This window comes from Streptomyces sp. NPDC023157 (genome assembly GCF_055560575.1).
In genome coordinates this window covers 197645-216576 of the sequence record NZ_JBVHIL010000007.1, presented here as the reverse complement: position 1 = coordinate 216576, position 18932 = coordinate 197645, and the positions used below count along the sequence as shown (strand labels likewise).

Annotated in this window: 10 protein-coding genes; 9 read left to right on the top strand and 1 reads right to left on the bottom strand. The window is 74.4% G+C overall.

From position 1 onward, the window contains the following. Positions 1–5 precede the first annotated feature (5 nt). The 7 genes from ACZ3ZE_RS25635 to ACZ3ZE_RS25605 all read left to right on the top strand — a co-directional run bounded on the left by ACZ3ZE_RS25635 (position 6) and on the right by ACZ3ZE_RS25605 (position 14769). On the top strand, positions 6–3455 hold the full coding sequence (locus ACZ3ZE_RS25635; protein ID WP_467260830.1) for a tubulin-like doman-containing protein: 3450 nt from the start codon (positions 6–8) through the stop codon (positions 3453–3455). Further along, the gene (locus ACZ3ZE_RS25630) at positions 3452–5947 is read left to right on the top strand and encodes a hypothetical protein (protein ID WP_442304569.1); all 2496 of its coding nucleotides are present in this window, start codon (positions 3452–3454) and stop codon (positions 5945–5947) included. Before ACZ3ZE_RS25635 ends, ACZ3ZE_RS25630 begins: the two co-directional genes overlap by 4 nt. Next, the gene (locus ACZ3ZE_RS25625; protein WP_363291825.1) at positions 5944–8058 is read left to right on the top strand and encodes a hypothetical protein; all 2115 of its coding nucleotides are present in this window, start codon (positions 5944–5946) and stop codon (positions 8056–8058) included. Before ACZ3ZE_RS25630 ends, ACZ3ZE_RS25625 begins: the two co-directional genes overlap by 4 nt. Then, positions 8058–10652, top strand: a complete 2595-nt coding sequence (locus ACZ3ZE_RS25620; protein WP_467260828.1) for a DNA polymerase III subunit gamma/tau domain-containing protein — start codon at positions 8058–8060, stop codon at positions 10650–10652. Before ACZ3ZE_RS25625 ends, ACZ3ZE_RS25620 begins: the two co-directional genes overlap by 1 nt. Positions 10653–10692: 40 nt before the next feature. Beyond that, positions 10693–11925 (top strand): arginine deiminase, encoded by a 1233-nt coding sequence (locus ACZ3ZE_RS25615; protein ID WP_361178792.1) that lies wholly within the window; start codon positions 10693–10695, stop codon positions 11923–11925. Positions 11926–12113: 188 nt separating this feature from the next. Then, positions 12114–13148, top strand: coding sequence for an ornithine carbamoyltransferase (gene argF / locus ACZ3ZE_RS25610; protein WP_363291823.1), 1035 nt, complete (start codon positions 12114–12116; stop codon positions 13146–13148). 178 nt (positions 13149–13326) lie between these two features. After that, positions 13327–14769 (top strand): amino acid permease, encoded by a 1443-nt coding sequence (locus tag ACZ3ZE_RS25605; protein ID WP_467260827.1) that lies wholly within the window; start codon positions 13327–13329, stop codon positions 14767–14769. Here the strand turns inward: ACZ3ZE_RS25605 and ACZ3ZE_RS25600 are convergent. Next, positions 14720–15184: an ATP-binding protein gene (locus tag ACZ3ZE_RS25600; protein ID WP_361624674.1), complete on the bottom strand. Its 465-nt coding sequence runs from the start codon at positions 15182–15184 to the stop codon at positions 14720–14722. The two genes, ACZ3ZE_RS25605 and ACZ3ZE_RS25600, sit on opposite strands and share 50 nt — an antisense overlap. Before the next feature lie 317 nt (positions 15185–15501). On the opposite strand from ACZ3ZE_RS25600, the gene ACZ3ZE_RS25595 reads away from it, so the two are divergent. Both ACZ3ZE_RS25595 and ACZ3ZE_RS25590 read left to right on the top strand, forming a co-directional pair. Then, positions 15502–16329 carry an enoyl-CoA hydratase family protein gene (locus tag ACZ3ZE_RS25595; RefSeq protein ID WP_046911368.1) on the top strand — a complete coding sequence of 276 codons (828 nt, stop codon included), beginning with the start codon at positions 15502–15504 and terminating at the stop codon, positions 16327–16329. Continuing rightward, positions 16326–18893, top strand: a complete 2568-nt coding sequence (locus ACZ3ZE_RS25590; RefSeq protein ID WP_467260825.1) for an oxidoreductase — start codon at positions 16326–16328, stop codon at positions 18891–18893. The genes ACZ3ZE_RS25595 and ACZ3ZE_RS25590 overlap by 4 nt, the downstream gene beginning before the upstream one ends. The last annotated feature ends 39 nt before the right edge of the window (positions 18894–18932 follow it).

Genomic DNA, 18932 nt, shown 5'->3' with positions numbered 1-18932 from the left:
ACGACATGAAGATCTACCAGCCCATGCTGTTCGTCGGGCTAGGCGGCACCGGCGGGCGCATCGGCAGCGAACTGGAACGCAGCCTGCGCCGCGAACTGTGCGGGCCCGACGGCACCGCACTCGTCGACGGAGGGCGCAGGCTGCCCTTCCAGCTGCCCGACTGCCTGCAGTTCGTGTACGCCGACTTCAGCGAGTCCGAGCTGCTGCGGCAGCCGCAGTTCCGCGCCAAGGGAGCCGAGGGCGCCGCCTACGCCCGCACCTCCCGCATGGTCCGCGACCTGCTGCCCACCGACTACGACTCCTCCCCGGAGGTCACCCGCATGCTGCGGGTCGCCCTGCACGAGGAGACCCGGCTCTGGCTGCCGCCGCAGGCCCGCCAGCCGCGCGTGGCCCCCCTGCACAACGGCGCGGGCCAGCTCCCCACCGTCGGCCGGGCCGCCCTCTTCGCGACCATGCGCGCGGGCCTCGAACCGGTCCTGCGGCAACTGCGCGAGGCCATCGGCGCCATCGGCAACTCGGCCGGCGACCTCCAGCAGGTCGGCGGCGGCCGGATCCGCGGCTGCGACGTCTTCGTCGCCTTCTCCGTCGCGGGCGGCACCGGCGCCGGGATCTTCTACGACTTCATCCATCTCATCGGGCACGAGTTCCGGCGCTCCAAGGTCCCCGGCGTGAAGATCTACCCGCTGGTCGTCATGCCCTCCGCGTTCCCGCCCGAGGCGGGCGGCGGACGCGAGGCCGAACTCAACTCCGCCCGCGCCCTCGTGGACCTGTCCCGGCTGGTCGACGACCAGAACGTGCCGGACGCCCTCGACGAGGTCGGCGACGTCGAACAGCGCGGCCGGATCAGCGTCCACTACCCCGGCGACGGGGTGGTCTCGCTGCGCCCCTCCACCGTGCAGACCGCCTTCCTCTTCTCCAAGCCGGCCGTCATCGGCACCGAGGACCTGCGCCGTTCCATCACCGCCATGGTGCTGTCCCTCATCGGCACCGAACTCAGCGAGGAGAGCGGCTCCGCGAGCCGCGCCGAGGACGACTACCAGTCCTTCGCCGCCAGCTTCATCAACAAGAGCGTCGAGCGCTCCACCCCGGCCCGTACCGGCATCGGCTACCGCGGCATGTCCACCAGCCTCGCCGCCTCCCTCACCGTGCCCGTCGACGACCTCGCCGAGATCGTCTCCGCCCGGCTGCTCGCCCAGGCGGTCCGTGGCCTCGGCGAGCGGGCCCGGCGCGGCGGCCGCGAGGACAAGCAGCTCGTCCAGGACATGTTCAACCGCTCCGGCGTCGGGCGCCTGTGGACCCGCGAGGCCCCCGACGTCCCCGCGCCCGAGCAACTCCCCAAGGGCAGCCGGGCCATCACCCAGGCCCTGCGCGACCGGCTCGGCGACATGGAGGACTCGCTGCGCCGCCTGGAGGCCGAGCTCGCCCGCGAAGTGCCCCGGCTCACCGAGGACTTCAAGCCCGGCACCGCCGCCCGCGAACTCCTCGGCGTCATCAGCCCGTTCCGCCTGGAGTCCGTCCTCAACGGGCTGCCGGGCCACGCCGACCGGGTCGCCTCCGTCGGCTTCACCGGGATGCTCGACAACCGGCGCAACGACCCCGAACGGCCCCCGGACATCCAGACCTCGGCCCCCGCCATCCCGCACATCAAACGCGGCGCGGGCGGCCTCGTCCCGGCCCGCTGGGGCGACCCCGACGTGCAGGAGGCCCTCGCCCGCCAGGAACTCTGGTACCAGTGGCGGGCCCGCACCCTGTGGCACCGGGCCTGGAAGGCCGGCGACTCCCAGTGGCGGCCCCCGCTGCTGCGGATCCTCGGCGAGCTCGGCGAACTCGCCAAGGTGCTGCGCGCCCACGAGCAGGACGAGGGCAAGCAGTTCGCCGACCGCCGCCGCGAGCTCTACCGCGACGACCGCACCGGCATCTCCTACCTGCTGCCCCCGCAGAACAGCCTGCGCGCCTTCTACGACGACGTCCTCGACCGGCTCGTGAAGAGCGAGGGCCTGCCCGAGAACACGGACGCCGCGGGCCTGCTCGAAGAGCTGGTCCGCCCCGAGGACTGGCGGCGCGCCCTCGACGCCGTGCGCCGCTCGCCCGGCGCCGCCGTCAAGGAGATCAAGCAGGTCGTCGAAAGGCGGGTCAAGAAACTGTTCGGCGAGGCCGACGACGACCGGTTCGACCGCCCCCTGCTGCCCTCCATGGAGCTGCTGCTGCGGGCCGCGGCCGGCGACGAGTCCGCCGAGTCCCGGGTCGACGCCCGGTGGCTCGGCCAGTTCCGCTCGGCGCTCGCCGGACTGCTCCCGGTCGGCTTCACCCCGGACGGCGGCGGCCCCCTGAAGATCCTCATCGTGCATCCGGCGAGCGAGTCCGACGGCCGGGCCAGCGAGTACCTGCGCCAGGAGCTCAACCTGCCGCCGCGCGCCACCCAGGAGTACCGGGCCGTCGACACCGAATCCATCACCGTCGTCCTCTTCCGCAGCGGCATGAACCTCACGGACATCTCCGAGGTCCGCGGCGTGCTCACGCTCTGGGCCGAGGCGCGCGACTCGGCCGGCCAGGACGACTTCCTGCACTGGCGCCAGCGCCTCGGCTACCAGGACGACTGGCTGGTCTCCACCGAGGAGGACCGGCAGCGGATCCTGCACCGGCTGCTCAACGCCATGTGGAACGGGAACATCCACGTCGAGGGCCACCCCGACTCGCCCGACCTGGTCCGCATCCGCCTCCAGGAAGGCGAGTCCGCGACCATGTCGCTGCGTCTGGAGGGCTTCGACGGCGCCCTGTCCAGCTGGGCCGGACTGCTGCGCGCCTACGAGCGGTGGGCCCTGCTCGACGAGGGGCAGATCATCGAGGAGTTCTGCGAACGCCTGATGCGCGCCCTGCCCAGGGGACTCGCCCACACACCGTCGCCGCCCGCACCGCTCTTCACCCACTTCGTGGAGAAGGTCGCCCCGCGCCAGCGGGTGCTCCTCGACGAACTGGCCGCCGAGTACGGGGACGAGGACGCCGAATGGCTCGCCCCGCTGCGGCACTTCTGGGAGGTCACCTTCCCGGGCGCCCTCCACATGCGCTTCGCCGGCGCGAGCCGCGCCACCCGGCCCAGCCTGCGGGCCCTGTTCGAACGCCATGCGCCGGGCCGGGAGCAGAGCTGGCCCGAGGGCGGCGGGCGCGCCGAAGGCCGGGCCTCCGAGGGTCGGGCCTCCGAGGGCTGGGCCGCCGACTCCTCGTGGCCCCCGGCGCCCCGGACCGCCGAGCCGCGCGAGCGGCACGACCCGCGCGCGTCGCGGGCGCCCCGGCCCGCCGAGCCGTCGGAGTCACGAGCGCCCTGGCCCTCCGAGCCGCCGGAGCCGCGGGCACCCGACCCGGCGGCGCCCGCGTACGAACCGCACCCCGCCCCGCCGCGCCGCCCCGAACCCGAGGACGGCGGCTACCCGTGGGAACTGGACGGTGAGGAGGAGTGAGCGACCGCACCACCTTGGACCAGTCCGTCCCGGGCCACGCCGTCCTGCTCGACCTGCGGGCCGGCGGCTACGCCCCCAGCCACGCCGACGCCGGCGCGGAGGCGGCCGTGCACCGGGCGCTCGCCGCCCCGCAGCCCGTCGGCGAGCGCCGTTTCCTCGTCGTCGACGACGCCGACCGGCTCATCGCCCACCAGCGGCTCTACGAGCGCCTGTCCTCCTACGGGCCCGCCCAGATCGTCTGCCTGGCCGTCGGCGCGCCGGGGGAGCGGACCCTGCGCCGCACCCCCACCCTGGGGCCCCCGCCCGCCGGGGTGCTGTGGCTGCTCGACGACTTCCGCGGCCCCGACGCGGGCGCCCTGCGGCCGCTCGTCGACGTGCTCGCCACCCCCGAGGTGTTCGACGCCGTGCTCCGGGGCCTCGGCCGCATCGTGAACGGCGTCGCCGTCCCCTCCGTACGCATCCTGGAGCACGACCTGACCGACGAGGCCCGGGCGCGGGCCTGGCGGCAGGCGATCGAGGCGCTGACCGGGCCCGACGTCCCCACCCCCGCCTCCATCGGACCCGTCCCCGGCGAACTGGCGCTGCTGCTCGACGAGTCGGTGCCGCGTTCGCTCGCCGGGCACGCCTGGCTGCCCGCCCACGGGCGGGCCGGGGCCCAGCTCAGCGCCTGCGAGGACGCCCTCGACGAGGCGATCGAGGGCCACGCCCGGGCGCGGGGCGCCGCCGGGCTGTTCGGCGCCGCCGGCCGGGACGCCGACCTGCCCGGCGACCTCGAACGCCTCGCCGAGGCCCTCGTCCGGTTCCGGAACACCGTCGCCGACGCCTTCGCCCTCGCCGGCGGCACCCGGCCCACCATCGAGGAGCGCGGGCTGCTGCGCGACCGGGGCGTCCAACTCCCCGAGATGCCAAGGGAGATCACCCGTACCGGCATCGTCCCCGCGCTGCGCGACCACACCCACGAGCTGATCGGCCGCCGGCTGCCGCTGCGTTCGGTCGCCGCCCGGCTCACCGCCCTCGCGGCCCGGACCGCCCCGGCGGGCAGCGCCGCCCGGCTCGCCCGCCTCGACGCGATCTGCGGCCCCGCGCAACGCGACAGGCTCACCGCGCGGTACCCCTTCCTCGCCGGCGGCCCACGGCCAGCCGCCGCCGTCGTGACCGGACTCCTCGCCGCGATCGCCGGGCTGTGGGCGGGCGTCGGCTGGGTCCTCGGCCCCGCCGTCGGGCTGCTCGCCGCCTTCCTGGCCCACCGGATGCTGCGCCGCCGCCCCAACCGCTCGCCCGACGGGCGCCTGGACGGCGGCGGCAGCACCGGCACCGCGCCCCGCCTGATCGGCGGCCTGGCCGGCGGGCTCGCCGGGGCGGCGGCGGGCTCCTGGCTCGGCCTGCCGCTCTGGGTGGGCGCCCCCGCCTTCGCCGTGGCCACGGTCGCGGTCGTGCTGCTCGCGCTGCGCGACTGGACCCGGGCCGTGGACGAGTGGTGGGACCGGGCGGACCCGGAAGGAGCGGGCCGGGTCCTCAAGGAGATCCAGGCCCTGGTCGTCACCACCGCCGTGCACGACTGGCTCTTCGCCGACGTACGCCACCACTGCTCCGACGGGGCCGGCGCGGTCGCCCGGCTCCTCAAGGGCCTCGCGGCGACGGCGCAGGCGCACGGCGGGGAGGAGGACAGCGACCCGTACGGATGGGAGACGCACCCCCCGGAGACCCACGGCGCGGCGACGGCGGCCGGGGCCCGGCGGGGCGAGCCGACCGGCTGGGACTGGGACGACTCGGCGGACGGCGGCGGGTACGGCGACGCGTACGGCGCCGACCACGGCTCCTGGCCGGCCGGGAACACACCCGGCGGTGCCTGGCCCGGCGCCGGCTCGCGCTCCTCCACCACCCCCGCGCCGCCGACGGCGCCCATGCCGCCCGCGCCCGCCCCGAAGTGGTTGGAGCGGCGGTACGGGGACGGCGGCCCCGCCCTCGTGGACACCCTCAACGGCGACCTCGTCGAGGGGGTCGTGGCCCTGCTCGACACCTGCTGGGCCGGCATCGAACGCGACCCGGGCAACGCGGGCCGGGCCCCGCTCGACCGGCCGATGAACGAGCTGCTCGACGAGACCAGGACCCGCCTGGAACGCGACGCCGCCGCCTCCCCGCCGCCCGGCCGGGACCGCGGCGAGCGGCCCGACGCCGCCCGGCTCACCGGCGTCGCCCCCGAAGCCGTCGCCCGGCTCATCGCCGCCGCCGACGACGACCCCGGCCTGACCGTCCCGCTGTGCGGCCCCGAACACCTGCGGCTGCTCTCCCACGAGCCGGGCGCCGTGCGCCGGGTCCGGTTCGTGCCCGAGACCATGCGGCGCGGGACGACCGGCGACGACATCTGGCGCGGCGCCGTCGAGGACGTCGTGTGGACGGACTCCGGCCGGCACGCGGGCGTCCTGCGTCTCGTACCCCTGCGTGCGGACGTGGTGCGCACCGTGAGAGAAGAGGAGGGCGGAGCGCCATGACCGAGGCGGGATCCGCACCGGGGCAGGAACCCCTGGAGGAGCTGGAGTTCCTCACCCACCGACACGAGCAGATCCGCGTCGCCGTACGGGCCGGCGAGGAACGGCGGGCGCCCGCCCGGCCCCATCTGCTGACGCGGCAGCTCTCCATGGGCGACGGCTGGCCCGTCGTCCAGTACCGGCTGCCGCGCTCCGCCCAGGGCGACCCCCGCGCGTACGCCCTGCTCGAACGGGAGGTCGCCGCCGCGGTCGCCGTCGAACGCCGCTACGGAGGCGAGAAGTTCGCCGAACTCTTCACCCGGATCGTCGGCTTCGACCTCGACTGCGCCGAACCCTTCGTGCTCTACCGGGCCTCGCCCGGCACCCCGCTCGCCGAAGCCCTGCCCCGCCTCGGCGGCGAGGAACAGCAGAAGATCGTCGGCCAGCTCGCCGTCGCCGTCCGGCTGCTCGGTGAGGCGGGGCTCGTCCACCGCGCCCTCACACCCGAGACCGTACGGTGGACCGGCGGCCACGTCCGGCTGAGCGAGCCCCACGCGGCGCAGCGCGGCGGCGAACCCCGCGAACCCTTCGGCACCTCCCCGTGGGCCTCGCCCGAACAGCGCGCCGGCCGCGGCGGCGCCGACACCCGCGACGACCTGTGGTCGCTCGCCCGGATCGCGTACTACCTGCTCTCCGGCCACCCCGGACCGCCCGGACTCGCCGACCGGGCCGACGGGCCGCCCGCCGACCTCGGCGAGTACCGCCGGCTCACCGCGCTCGCCCAGAGCGGCCTCTTCGCCCCCACGGCCGCCGCCCGGCCGTCCCCCGCCGAACTGCTGCGGCTGCTCCGCCTGCGCGACCCGCTCGCCGACTCCGTCGACACCGCCGACCCGCTCGACCACGGTCGGGAACGGTACGACACCGAACTCGCCCGCAAGCGGGAGGTCCTGCGGGCGGCGCGCGAGGAAGCGGACGAACGGGCCCGGCGCCACGCGCCCCGCGAACCCGCCCCGCCGCGCAAGAGCTGGTTCCCGAGAGTCAACCGGGAGGACGAACGGGCCGCCGCCGTGCCGCCCCCGCCCGTCGAACCGCCCCCACGGACCTGCCCGTACTGCCTGCTGCCCGTCCACTACGACGAGAACCTCCTCGTCACCATCGACGCCAAAGGCACCCGCATCCCGCTCGACCTCAGCGCCGAGCACCGCCCCGCCCACATCAAGGACGCGCTGCGCACCGCCTACCACCTGTGCCCGCACGCCGACGGGGACGAGGCCCACGAACTGCCCGTCCCCTACCTCACCAACGGTGAGCCGCTGTCCATCGCCTTCGTCGGCAGCTCCGCCGTCGGCAAGACCCATCTCATGGCCGCCATGCTCGGCGAGGTCGAACTCGGCGGCCTGGAGCCGTACGGCCTCAAGGCGCTGCCCCTCAACCCCGAGGCGCACCGCGCCTACCTGCGCGAACGCGTGCAGAGCCTCCAGCAGGGACGGCAGCTGGGCCGCACCGGACAGCAGACCTTCGCCCACTTCGCCGACGGACTGCTCGTCTCCGCCCCCGGCCGCACCCCACGCCCCGTCGTCTTCTTCGACCTCGCCGGCGAGGACCTCGCCCAGGACGGGGTGGTGACCCGCTTCCTGATGGGCGTCGACGCCTTCGTCTTCGTCGTCGACCCGCTGCGGTCCCTGCGCATGCCCGCCCTCGACCCGCTGCGCGAACGGTACGGGCTGCCCCGCCGCGACCTCGGCGACGAGGCGTTCACCACCGTCCTCAACAAGCTCGACCGGCCCTCGCACGGGTTCCTCCCCGCGCCCGCCGCGATCGCGGTCAACAAGAGCGACCTGATGCGCTTCGAACCGGCCGTCGACCGCTGGCTCGGGCGCGCACTGCCCGAGCGGTACGACCCGGAGCAGACCAGGGCCGAGAGCCGGGACGTGTACGCGTTCCTGGACCACCACGCCAGCCCCGCCTGGCTCCGCCCCTTCGACGACCACGCCCACTGCACCCTGCACTTCGTCGCCGCCACCGGAGGCCAGGCACGCGGCGACCGCTTTCCGCACGGCGCCCGGCCACGGCGCGTCCTGGCGCCGCTGCTGTCCGTCTTCGCCGCGTGCGGGCTGCTTCGAGGGAGAGGCTGATGGCGCGAAACCCCGACGAGTTCGACCAGATCGTCTTCCGCTGGGACAGCGAGAACGTCACCGGCACCACCGGATTCGGACCCGTCGCCTGGTCGGGCGCGCGCACGGACGCGGAGGGCGTGTTCCACGGCGCCGGATCGCTGCTGCGGGCCAGCGGGGACGAGACCAGACCCTCTGCCGCGCTGATCCGGCTCCAGCGCCGGGGCGGCGACGCGGTGCTGATCCGCCGCCTCCCCTGGACCGACCCCGGCGGCGGCGCCTCAGCCCTCTGCCATGCCCTCGTCGGCTCACCCGAGGCCCTGGGCGCCGCCACCTGCCTGGGGCTGCACGCCTGGCACGCCGACCTGGAACTCGCCGAGGTGCGCGGCGAGCTGCCCACGGTGTGGGAGGAAACGCTGCTCTCGGCCGTGGGCGAAGGCCAGTTCGCACTCGACGCACGGATCCCCGACGTCGCCGAGGAACTCGTCGGCGTCGCCGCCGAACTGCTCCGCCACCCCGACGACCGCTTCACCTTCCTGGACGAGCGGGGCGACACCGCCCTTCCCGTCCTGTGGGGCCTGCACAGCATGTTCGGCCTCGTCCACCGCAGCTGGACCTTCGCCAGCCACGACACAGCCGAACTCCCCGGCCTCCGCTTCGTGTTCGTCAGCCGCTGGTCCGGCGCCGCCACCCGCAACACCGACCGCCGCCGCACCGACCCCCGCGAACGCCTCGGCGACCCGGCGGAGTCGGTGGCGACCCGCCTCGTCGAACACCACCTACGAGGCCTGGAGGAAGGCGACAACCGAGAGTTCGCCGTCAGCCGCGCCCTCGAACACTTCCACCCCCACCCCGGCACACCCCTCCTCACGGCAGCCCAGACGGCGGCCGCCCGCCTCGACCGCCGGTATCCGGCGCGGCCGGGGCGGGCGGCGCCGGGGCGGGCGCCGGGGGGCGTGCGGGGGGAGAACGCGGGCCGGGGGGAGGGGCCGGGTTGGGCGAGTGAGTCTCCTCGGGGAGGCGAGTCTCCTTGGGGGACGGATTCGGCTCGGGGGGCGGCATCGCCGCGCGGCGCGGATTCGCCCTGGGAGGCCGAGCGGGCTCGGGGCGACGAGCCCCGTCGGGGTGATGAGTCCCCCCGGGCGGTGGAATCGCGGGCGACCGAGTCCACTCGCGGGGCCCAGTCGCCCTGGGGGGACGAGAGCCGTCGGGCTGCCGAGCCGCCGCGTGGGGCGGACTCGCTCTACGGCGCCGACTCGCCTCCTGGCGCCGACTCGCCTCATGGCACCGACGCGCCTCGCGGCGCCGAGTCGTCCTGGGGGGCCGGGTCTTCTCGGGGCCCCGAGACCTCCCGTACCCCCGAGGCGTCTCGGCCGAAGGGCGAGCGGGAGCGCGGGTCGGAAGTCCCGCCCCCCTCGTACGTCCCACGTGGCTCGGAGGCCTCCCCGCCCTCGCCCACCCGCCGCGCCGACCCCGCCGCCTCCCCCTGGGCCGGGCCCGCGAAGCCGGGGCGCAGGGCGCGGTGGCGGAGGGGGCCGGCTCCGAAGGAGGGCGGGCTCGGCGGGCGGCTGGACCGGGCGGAGAACGTCGGGCAGGCGCAGGCCGCCGCGCGCGAGGCCTCGGACGCGGACCTGCTCGCCGTGCTCCGCGACCGCGGACTGCCGCACCGCCTCACCACCGTCCTCGTCCAGGAGGCCGCGCACCGCCTCCCCGCCTGGAACCGGCGGCTCCGTCACGAGCTGCGCGATCTCGTCCTCGGCGAGGCGTATTTCGTCTACCGCGTCCACCCCGCCGACCACGTCGAGCCCGCCGAGCGGGGCGCCGACGCCGCCGCCCTGCACCGCTGGGCCGTGGCCCCGGTGCTGGGCGGCAGGAAGAGCGGCAGCGGCGGCCGGAACGCCGACGCCGCGGTGGCCGAGCTCGCGGACCTCCTCGCCCGCTTCCGCACCAGTCCGCACCCGGCGGCCCGGACGGCGTTCGACGAGATCGTGCGGGACGAGCGGTCGGGGCTGCCGGAGTCCGTCCTGCGCGGCCTGGTCCTCGGCACCCAGCGGCATGCCGAGCGCGACCATCCGCCGGACCCGGGCCGGCCACCCTCGGCGCCACCGGACTCCCGCCCCGAGGGCCGGCCCCGACCGGCGCCGCCCGCCCACAGGCCCGACGCCTCCGCCCCAGGGGACCCCGCTACGGCAGGCCCCACCTCAACGGGCCCCGCTACGGCAGGCCCCGCCTCACCGAGCGCCGCCCCAACGAGGGGCCCCGCCTCACCGAGCTACGCCCAGGCAGGCCCTGCCTCAACGAGTCACACTCCGGCAGGCCCCGCTCCAGCGGGTCACGCCGCGGCAGGCCCTGCTTCACCGGGTCACGCCTCGGAAGGCCCCGCCTCACCGAGCCACGTCCCGGCAGGCCCCGCTCCAACCGGCCCCGCCCCGGCAAGGCCCGCTCCACCGAGCCGCATTCCGCCGACCTCCACCCCACCACCCCCGCCACCCCCCACCGACCCAACCCCCGACCCCACCGCCCCCGCCAACGACGGCCGAGTCGTCGTCGGGGTGCTCGGTGCGGTTCTCGTCCTCTTGGTCATCGTCATCTTCGCGTCGATCCTGACGCGCTGAGAACCACGCGCGAGCCGTCCCGCTCCGTCAGGATGGGCCCATGGGATTCCATGTCGATTCCGAGACCGGGCGGCTTCGCCGCGTCATCCTGCACCGCCCCGATCTGGAGCTGAAGCGGCTCACTCCGACCAACAAGGACGCCCTCCTCTTCGACGACGTGCTGTGGGTGCGCCGGGCCCGGCAGGAGCACGACGGTTTCGCCGACGTGCTGCGGGACCGGGGTGTGGAGGTGCACCTCTTCGGGGACCTCCTGCGGGAGGCCCTGGAGCTTCCGGCGGCGCGCGCGCTGGTCCTGGACCGGGTCTTCGACGAGAAGGAGTACGGTCCGCTCGCCACGGACCACCTGCGGGCGGCTTTCGACTCGTTCGAGGCGGCCACTCTGGTGGAGGCGCTGGTCGGCGGGATGACGAAGCGGGAGTTCCTGGCCGGGCACCGTGAACCGACCTCGGTCCGTTTCCACGCCCTGGATCTGGACGACTTCGTGCTGGGCCCGCTGCCGAACCACCTGTTCACCAGGGACACCTCGGCCTGGATCTACGACGGGGTCTCGATCAACGCGATGCGCTGGCCGGCCCGGCAGCGCGAGACCGTCCACTTCGAGGCGATCTACAAGCACCACCCGTTGTTCAACGGCGCGGAGGCGGGCCACTTCCACCACTGGTCGGAGGGGCAGGCCGACTATCCGTCGACGATCGAGGGCGGTGACGTCCTGGTCATCGGCAACGGCGCGGTCCTCATCGGGATGAGCGAGCGGACGACCCCGCAGGCCGTCGAGATGCTGGCCCGCGGTCTGTTCGCGGCGGGCTCGGCGCGCACGATCATCGCGCTGGACATGCCGAAGCGCCGGGCGTTCATGCACCTGGACACGGTGATGACGATGGTGGACCAGGACACGTTCACCCAGTACGCGGGGCTCGGCAATCTGCGCTCGTACACGATCGAGCCGGGCGACGAGGGGCAGTCCCTGCGGGTGACGGACCATCCGCCGGAGCAGATGCACAGCGCGATCGCGGCAGCGCTCGGCCTGCAGGACATCCGGGTGCTCACGGCGACCCAGGACGTGCACGCGGCGGAGCGCGAGCAGTGGGACGACGGGTGCAACGTGCTCGCGGTGGAGCCGGGTGTGGTCGTGGCGTACGAGCGGAACGTCACCACCAACACGCATCTGCGCAAGCAGGGCATCGAGGTGATCGAGATCCCGGGCAGCGAGCTGGGCCGGGGGAGGGGCGGCCCGCGGTGCATGAGCTGCCCGGTGGAGAGGGAGGCCGTTTAGGTCGGAGAGAGATAGAGGAAGGGGGCTGTATAAGAATTCTGAATTACGTATACACTTCCAGGGTCCTGATCCACGTTGATCCTTGCCGATCCCCCGCGACCCCTTGTCGATCTCTTGTGGTCGTTTGGGATCCTTTGTGATCTCTCGCGGTCCGTTGCGATCCCCCCGACCCATCCCAGGAGCGTTCCATGGCCACCGACCTCACCGGCCGCCACTTCGTCAAGGAGCTGGACTTCACCGCCGAGGAGTTCCGCGACCTGATCGCGCTCGCCGCCGAGCTCAAGGCGGCGAAGAAGGCGGGCGCCGAGGTCCAGCGACTGAAGGGCCGGAACGTCGCCCTGATCTTCGAGAAGACCTCGACCCGCACCCGCTGCGCCTTCGAGGTCGCCGCCGCCGACCAGGGCGCCGCCACCACCTACCTCGACCCCTCCGGCTCCCAGATCGGGCACAAGGAGTCGGTCAAGGACACCGCCCGTGTCCTCGGCCGGATGTTCGACGCGATCGAGTACCGGGGTGACAGCCAGGAGGCCGTCGAGGAGCTGGCCGCCTTCGCCGGCGTGCCCGTCTTCAACGGTCTCACCGACGACTGGCACCCCACCCAGATGCTCGCCGACGTGCTCACCATGACCGAGCACTGCGACAAGCCGCTGACCGGCATGGCCTTCGCCTACCTCGGCGACGCCCGCTTCAACATGGGCAACTCCTACCTCGTCACCGGCGCCCTGCTCGGCATGGACGTCCGCATCGTGGCCCCGAAGGAGTACTGGCCGGCCGAGGGCTTCGTCGCCGAGGCGCGGCGGCTCGCCGAGGGGAGCGGGGCCCGGATCACCCTCACCGAGGACGTCGCCGAGGGCGTGCGCGGCGCCGACTTCGTCGCCACCGACGTGTGGGTGTCGATGGGAGAGCCCAAGGAGGTCTGGGACGAGCGGATCGCCGCGCTCTCCCCGTACGCCGTGACCATGGACGTGCTGCGCGCCACCGGCAACCCGGACGTCAAGTTCCTGCACTGCCTGCCCGCCTTCCACGACCTCGGGACCGCCGTCGGCCGGGACATCCACGCGCGGCACGGGCTGACCGAGCTGGAGGTCTCCGACGAGGTCTTCGAGTCGGCGCACTCCGTCGTCTTCGACGAGGCGGAGAACCGGATGCACACCATCAAGGCGGTCATGGTCGCCACCCTGGGCGACCCGGTGGCCGCGCCGACCGCCGCGCCGACCGCGTAGGGGCCGGGTGGGGACCGCGGAGGGACCGCGGAGGGACCGCGCCGACTCGGGCGAATAGAAATACACCCAATTGGGTGAACATGCGTGATGCGGACTACTATCGCATCCTTCAGGGGGGTCCGGGCATACATGCCCGGACCCCCCTCGCGTCTGCCCCACCAGAGATGAGAACCACCGCATGTCCCCGTCCGCCCGGCGGATCAAATCCCCCCACCAGCTGATCGCCGAGTCCGGCGCCGACCTCGAAGGGCACGGCCTCAAGCGCACCATGGGCCTCTTCCAGCTCGTGTGCTTCGGCATCGGCGCCATCGTCGGCACCGGCATCTTCGTCGGGCTCTCCGACAGCGTCGCCGAGGCCGGGCCGGCGGTGGTGGTCTCCTTCGTGCTCGCCGCGATCACCTGCGTCTTCACCGCCTTCTCCTTCGCGGAGCTGGGCAGCGCGATCCCGGTGTCGGGCTCCTCGTACTCCTTCGCGTACGCGAGCCTCGGCGAGCGCCTCGCCTTTCTCGTCGGCTGGTGTCTGCTCCTGGAGTACGGCGTGTCCGTCTCCGCGGTCGCGGTCGGCTGGAGCCAGTACCTGAACGAGCTGCTCGACAGCCTGACCGGCCACCAGCTGCCCGCCGCGCTCTCCGCCGGGCCCGGTGACGGCGGGGTGGTCAACCTGCCCGCCGTGATCGTCATCCTGCTCGCGGCGACGCTCCTGGTCCGCGGGGTGCGCGAGAGCGCCCGGGCGACCGCCGCCATGGCCGTGCTCAAGATCGGGATCCTGATCCTCTTCTGCGCGATCGGCTTCAGCGCCTTCGAGGACGGCAACCTCTCCCCGTTCGCCACCCACGGCACCGCCGGGATCACCGCGGGCGCCTCCGTCGCCTTCTTCTCGTACATCGGCTTCGACGCCATCACCACGGCCGGCGAGGAGGTCAAGAACCCGCGGCGCAACATCCCGCTGGCCATCCTCATCTGCATCGGCCTCGTCACCCTGCTCTACTGCGCCGTCGCGCTCTCCGCGATCGGGGCGCTCGGCGCCGACGCCGTCGCCGACAAGCCGGCCGCCCTCTCGCTCGTCGTGAACCAGGTGACCGGGTCGACCGTCGGCGGCGGGATCGTCGCCTTCGGCGCGGTCGTCGCCATCGCCTCCGTGGTGCTCACGGTGATGTACGGGCAGACCCGCATCCTGATGTCGATGTCCCGCGACGGCCTGGTGCCCCGGGTCTTCGAGCGGGTCTCGCCCAAGAGCGCGACCCCGGTGGCCAACACCTGGATCGTGGCCTGCGTCTTCGCGGTCCCGGCGGCGTTCGCCTCGCTCGACGTCGTGGTCAACCTGACCACGATCGGCACCCTCGCGATCATGGTCGTGGTGAACATCGCGGTGATCGCGCTGCGCCGCCGCAACCAGGAGCTGCCGCGCTCCTTCCGGGTCCCCCTGTACCCGCTCAGCCCGATCCTCGGCGTCGGATTCTGCTGCTATCTGATCTGGGGCACCGGCTGGGCGACCTGGGTGCAGTTCGCGGTCTTCGTCGGCGTCGGCGCGCTGGTCTACGCGCTGTACGGGCGCCGCAGGTCGCGGCTCGTCACGACTCCGGACTCCGGCGCCGCTGCGCCGGCACGGCCGGGAGCGTGAACCAGACCGCCTTGCCGTGCGCGGTGGGGCGGTGCCCGCAGTCGCTGCTGAGGGCGCGGATCAGGAGGAGTCCGCGCCCGTGCTCCTGCCAGGGGTCGACCGGCGTCCCGGGCTCGGGGCCGCCCAGCCTTCCGGGAGCCGCCGGGCGCCCGTCGTGCACCTCTATCTGACAGCCGCCGGGGGCAGGAAGCAGCTCCACGACCAGCTCGATGGGGCCGTCGCCCGCGGTGTGCTCGACGGCGTTGGCCACCAGCTCGGCCGTCAGCAGCTCGGCCGTGTCCCGGTCGGCGGCGCCGATCTCGTCGCCCTCGATGTCGGCGAGGGCGGACCGGACGAGCGCGCGGGCGATCGGCACCGCGGCCGTCGTGTGGGGGAGCGGGACGCGCCAGGAGGCGGGGCCTGGGACTTCGGACACGGCGGGGCTTCCGTTCGGGCTCGGGGCGGGCGGCGGGGGCGGCGGCGGGCGGCGGGGGTGTCCTGGTGTCACCTTACGGACCCATAAATCTGGATACAGAGCCGGTCGCCCGGGAACTCCGGGGACCTGGGTCCGCGCGGGGGCGGGACCTTCGGGCGGGACGGGCGGCGGGTGCCGTACGCCCGGTCGCACCGGGTGACGCACCACACCACGACCAGCCGTATCGCGTACTCGTGACGACAGTCACAACCGAGTGATACCCTCCTTGGGGTGATGCCGTACCCGTACGTGCGCACAAAAAGGGAGGCCGTCCCGAAATGAGCCCCTTCACCGGCTCCGCGAGCCGCACCGAACGCTGGCGGCACCTGCGTCTCACCGTCGACGACGGGGTCGCCACGATCACCCTGGCCCGCCCCGAGAAGCTCAACGCCCTCACCTTCGGCGCCTACGCCGACCTCCGCGACCTGCTCGCCGAGCTCTCCCGGGAGCGGGCCGTGCGCGCCCTCGTCCTCGGCGGCGAGGGACGCGGCTTCTGCTCGGGCGGCGACGTCGACGAGATCATCGGCGCCACCCTCTCCATGGACACCGCCCAGCTCCTCGACTTCAACCGGATGACCGGCCAGACCGTCCGCGCCCTGCGCGAATGCCCCTTCCCCGTCATCGCCGCCGTCCACGGCGTCGCCGCCGGCGCCGGGGCGGTCCTCGCCCTCGCCGCCGACTTCCGCGTCGCCGACCCCACCGCCCGCTTCGCCTTCCTCTTCACCCGCGTCGGCCTGTCCGGCGGCGACATGGGCGCCGCCTACCTGCTGCCGCGGGTCGTCGGCCTCGGCCACGCGACCCGCCTCCTCATGCTCGGCGACCCGGTCGGCGCCGCCGAAGCCGAACGCATCGGCCTGATCAGCGAGCTCACCGAGGAAGGCGCCGCCGACACGCGCGCCGCCGCCCTCGCCCGCCGGCTCGCCGAGGGCCCCGCGCTCGCCCACGCCCAGACCAAGGCGCTGCTCACCGCCGAGCTCGACATGCCGCTGGCCGCCTCCGTCGAGATGGACGCCGCCACCCAGGCCCTGCTGATGCACGGCGAGGACTACGCCGAGTTCCACGCCGCCTTCACGGAGAAACGCCCCGCGAAGTGGCGGGGGCGATGACCGTGCCGCCCCGGGACGGCCGTACCGCACCGGGCGGCACCGCTGCGGTACGGCCTGGGGGAGCGGGGGCTGTGTCCCCGGGGCCCGCCGGGCTCCCCGTGCCCCCCGAGCTCCCCGGGCCCTCCGCGCCCGCCGTACCGCTCCGGGTCGCCATCGTCGGTGGCGGGCCAGGCGGGCTGTACGCCGCCGCGCTGCTCAAGCGCGGCGACCCCCGACGCCAGGTCACCCTCTGGGAGCGCAACGCCCCCGACGACACCTTCGGCTTCGGCGTCGTCCTCTCCGACGAGACGCTCGGCGGCATCGAGCACGCCGACCCGGCCGTGTACGCCGAGCTCCAGGCCGCCCTCGTCCGCTGGGACGACATCGACATCGCCCACCGGGGCCACCTCCTCACCTCCACCGGCCACGGCTTCGCCGCCCTCGGCCGCCACCGGCTCCTGAAGATCCTGCAGGACCGCTGCGCCGGCCTCGGCGTGGACCTCCGCTTCCGTACCGAGGCCCCGCCGCCCGCCGAACTCGCCGCCGGCCACGACCTCGTGATCGGCGCCGACGGCGTGCACAGCCGGACCCGCGAGGCCCACGCCGAGGTCTTCCGGCCCGCCTTCACGACCCACCGCTGCCGCTACATCTGGCTCGCCGCCGACTTCGCCCTCGACGCCTTCCGCTTCGACATCGCCGAGACCGAACACGGCGTCATGCAGCTGCACGCCTACCCTTACGCCCACGCGGCGCCCGACGCCCGCCCGTCGCCCGACGCCCGCCCGTCGCCCGACGCCCGCCCGTCGCCCGACGCCCGCCCGCCGCTCGACGGCCACCCGGCGTCCGACGACTACCGGGCGTCCGAGGGCCACCCGCCGCCCGCCTCCCACCCCCCGGCGGAGCCCCCCGGCCCGCGGAACCCAGCCGGCTCCTCCACCGTCATCGTCGAGATGCGCGAGGAGGTCTGGCGGGCCGCCGGCTTCGACGAGCTCGACGAGGCCGAGTCCGCCGCCCGCTGCGCCAAGATCTTCGCCGAGGTCCTGCACGGGCGTGCCCTGCGCGGCAACAACTCCGCCTGGACCGCTTTCCGTACCCTCGTCAACGCCCGCTGGTCCCACGGCAACACCGTCCTGCTCGGCGACGCCGCCCACACCGCGCACTTCTCCATCGGCTCCGGCACCAAACTCGCCGTCGAGGACGCCGTCGCCCTCGCCGCCCACGTCGACAGCCACCCCTCCCTCCCCGAGGCGCTCGCCGCGTACGAGGCCGAGCGCCGCCCCGTCGTCGAGTCCACCCAGCGCGCCGCCGCCGCGAGCCTCCGCTGGTTCGAGGAGATAGCCGGCCAACTCGACCGGCCGCCACGCCAGTTCGCGTTCAACCTGCTCACCCGCAGCCGCCGCGTCACCCACGACAACCTGCGGCTGCGCGACCCCGCCTTCACCGCCTCCGTGGAGCGCGAGTTCGGCTGCCCGCCCGGCACCCCGCCCATGTTCACCCCCTTCCGGCTCGGCGGCCTCACCCTGCGCAACCGGGTCGTCGTCTCCCCCATGGACCTGTACGTCGCGGAGGACGGCGTCCCCGGCGACTTCCACCTCGTCCACCTCGGCGCCCGTGCTCTCGGCGGCGCCGGACTCGTCATGACCGAGATGGTCTGCGTGAGCGAACGGGGCCGGATCACCCCCGGCTGCGCGGGCCTGTGGACCGACGAGCAGGCCGATGCCTGGGCCCGCGTCACCGCCTTCGTCCACGCCGCCGCCCCCGGCGCCGCGATCGGCGTCCAGCTCGGCCACTCCGGCCGCAAGGGCTCCACCCGGCTCATGTGGGAGGGCATCGACCAGCCGCTCCCCAGCGGCAACTGGCCGCTCGTCGCCGCCTCCCCGCTGCCCTACCGGCCCGGCGTCAACCAGATACCCCAGGCCCTCGACCGGGCCGGACTCGCCTCCGTACGCGAGGAGTTCACCGCCGCTGCCCGCCGGGCCGCCCGAGCCGGATTCGACCTCCTCGAACTCCACTGCGCCCACGGCTACTTGCTCTCCGGCTTCCTCTCCCCGCTCACCAACCACCGCACCGACGCCTACGGCGGCGACCTCGCGGGCCGGCTCCGCTACCCCCTCGAAGTCTTCGACGCCGTACGGGAGGTGTGGCCCGCCGACCGGCCCATGACCGTCCGCATCTCCGCCACCGACTGGGCCGACGGCGGCACCACCGCCGACGACGCCGTCGAGATCGCCCGCGCCTTCGCCGCCCACGGCGCCGACGCCCTCGACGTCTCCACCGGCCAGGTCGTCCCCGACGAGCGGCCCGAATACGGGCGCTCCTACCAGACCCCGTACGCCGACCGCATCCGTGCCGACCTCGGTGTCCCGGTGATCGCCGTCGGCGCGATCTCCTCCTGGGACGACGTCAACTCCCTGCTCCTCGCCGGCCGCACCGACCTCTGCGCCTTGGCCCGGCCGCACCTCTACGACCCCCACTGGACACTCCACGCCGCCGCCGAGCAGGGGTACCAGGGGGGCGGCGCGCCGTGGCCCGCGCCGTACCGGGCGGGCAGCAGGCGCCCGCCGACCGGACGGAAGGACGGGTAGGCGGTACGCGGTGGACGGTAGGCGTAAGCCCGGGCGTCA

Coding starts and splice junctions, on each gene's coding strand:
- ACZ3ZE_RS25615 (WP_361178792.1), top strand. CDS start 10,693: ATGGGATTCCATGTCGATTCCGAGACCGGGCGGCTTCGCCGCGTCATC.
- ACZ3ZE_RS25620 (WP_467260828.1), top strand. CDS start 8,058: ATGGCGCGAAACCCCGACGAGTTCGACCAGATCGTCTTCCGCTGGGAC.
- ACZ3ZE_RS25595 (WP_046911368.1), top strand. CDS start 15,502: ATGAGCCCCTTCACCGGCTCCGCGAGCCGCACCGAACGCTGGCGGCAC.
- ACZ3ZE_RS25590 (WP_467260825.1), top strand. CDS start 16,326: ATGACCGTGCCGCCCCGGGACGGCCGTACCGCACCGGGCGGCACCGCT.
- ACZ3ZE_RS25635 (WP_467260830.1), top strand. CDS start 6: ATGAAGATCTACCAGCCCATGCTGTTCGTCGGGCTAGGCGGCACCGGC.
- ACZ3ZE_RS25625 (WP_363291825.1), top strand. CDS start 5,944: ATGACCGAGGCGGGATCCGCACCGGGGCAGGAACCCCTGGAGGAGCTG.
- argF (WP_363291823.1), top strand. CDS start 12,114: ATGGCCACCGACCTCACCGGCCGCCACTTCGTCAAGGAGCTGGACTTC.
- ACZ3ZE_RS25605 (WP_467260827.1), top strand. CDS start 13,327: ATGTCCCCGTCCGCCCGGCGGATCAAATCCCCCCACCAGCTGATCGCC.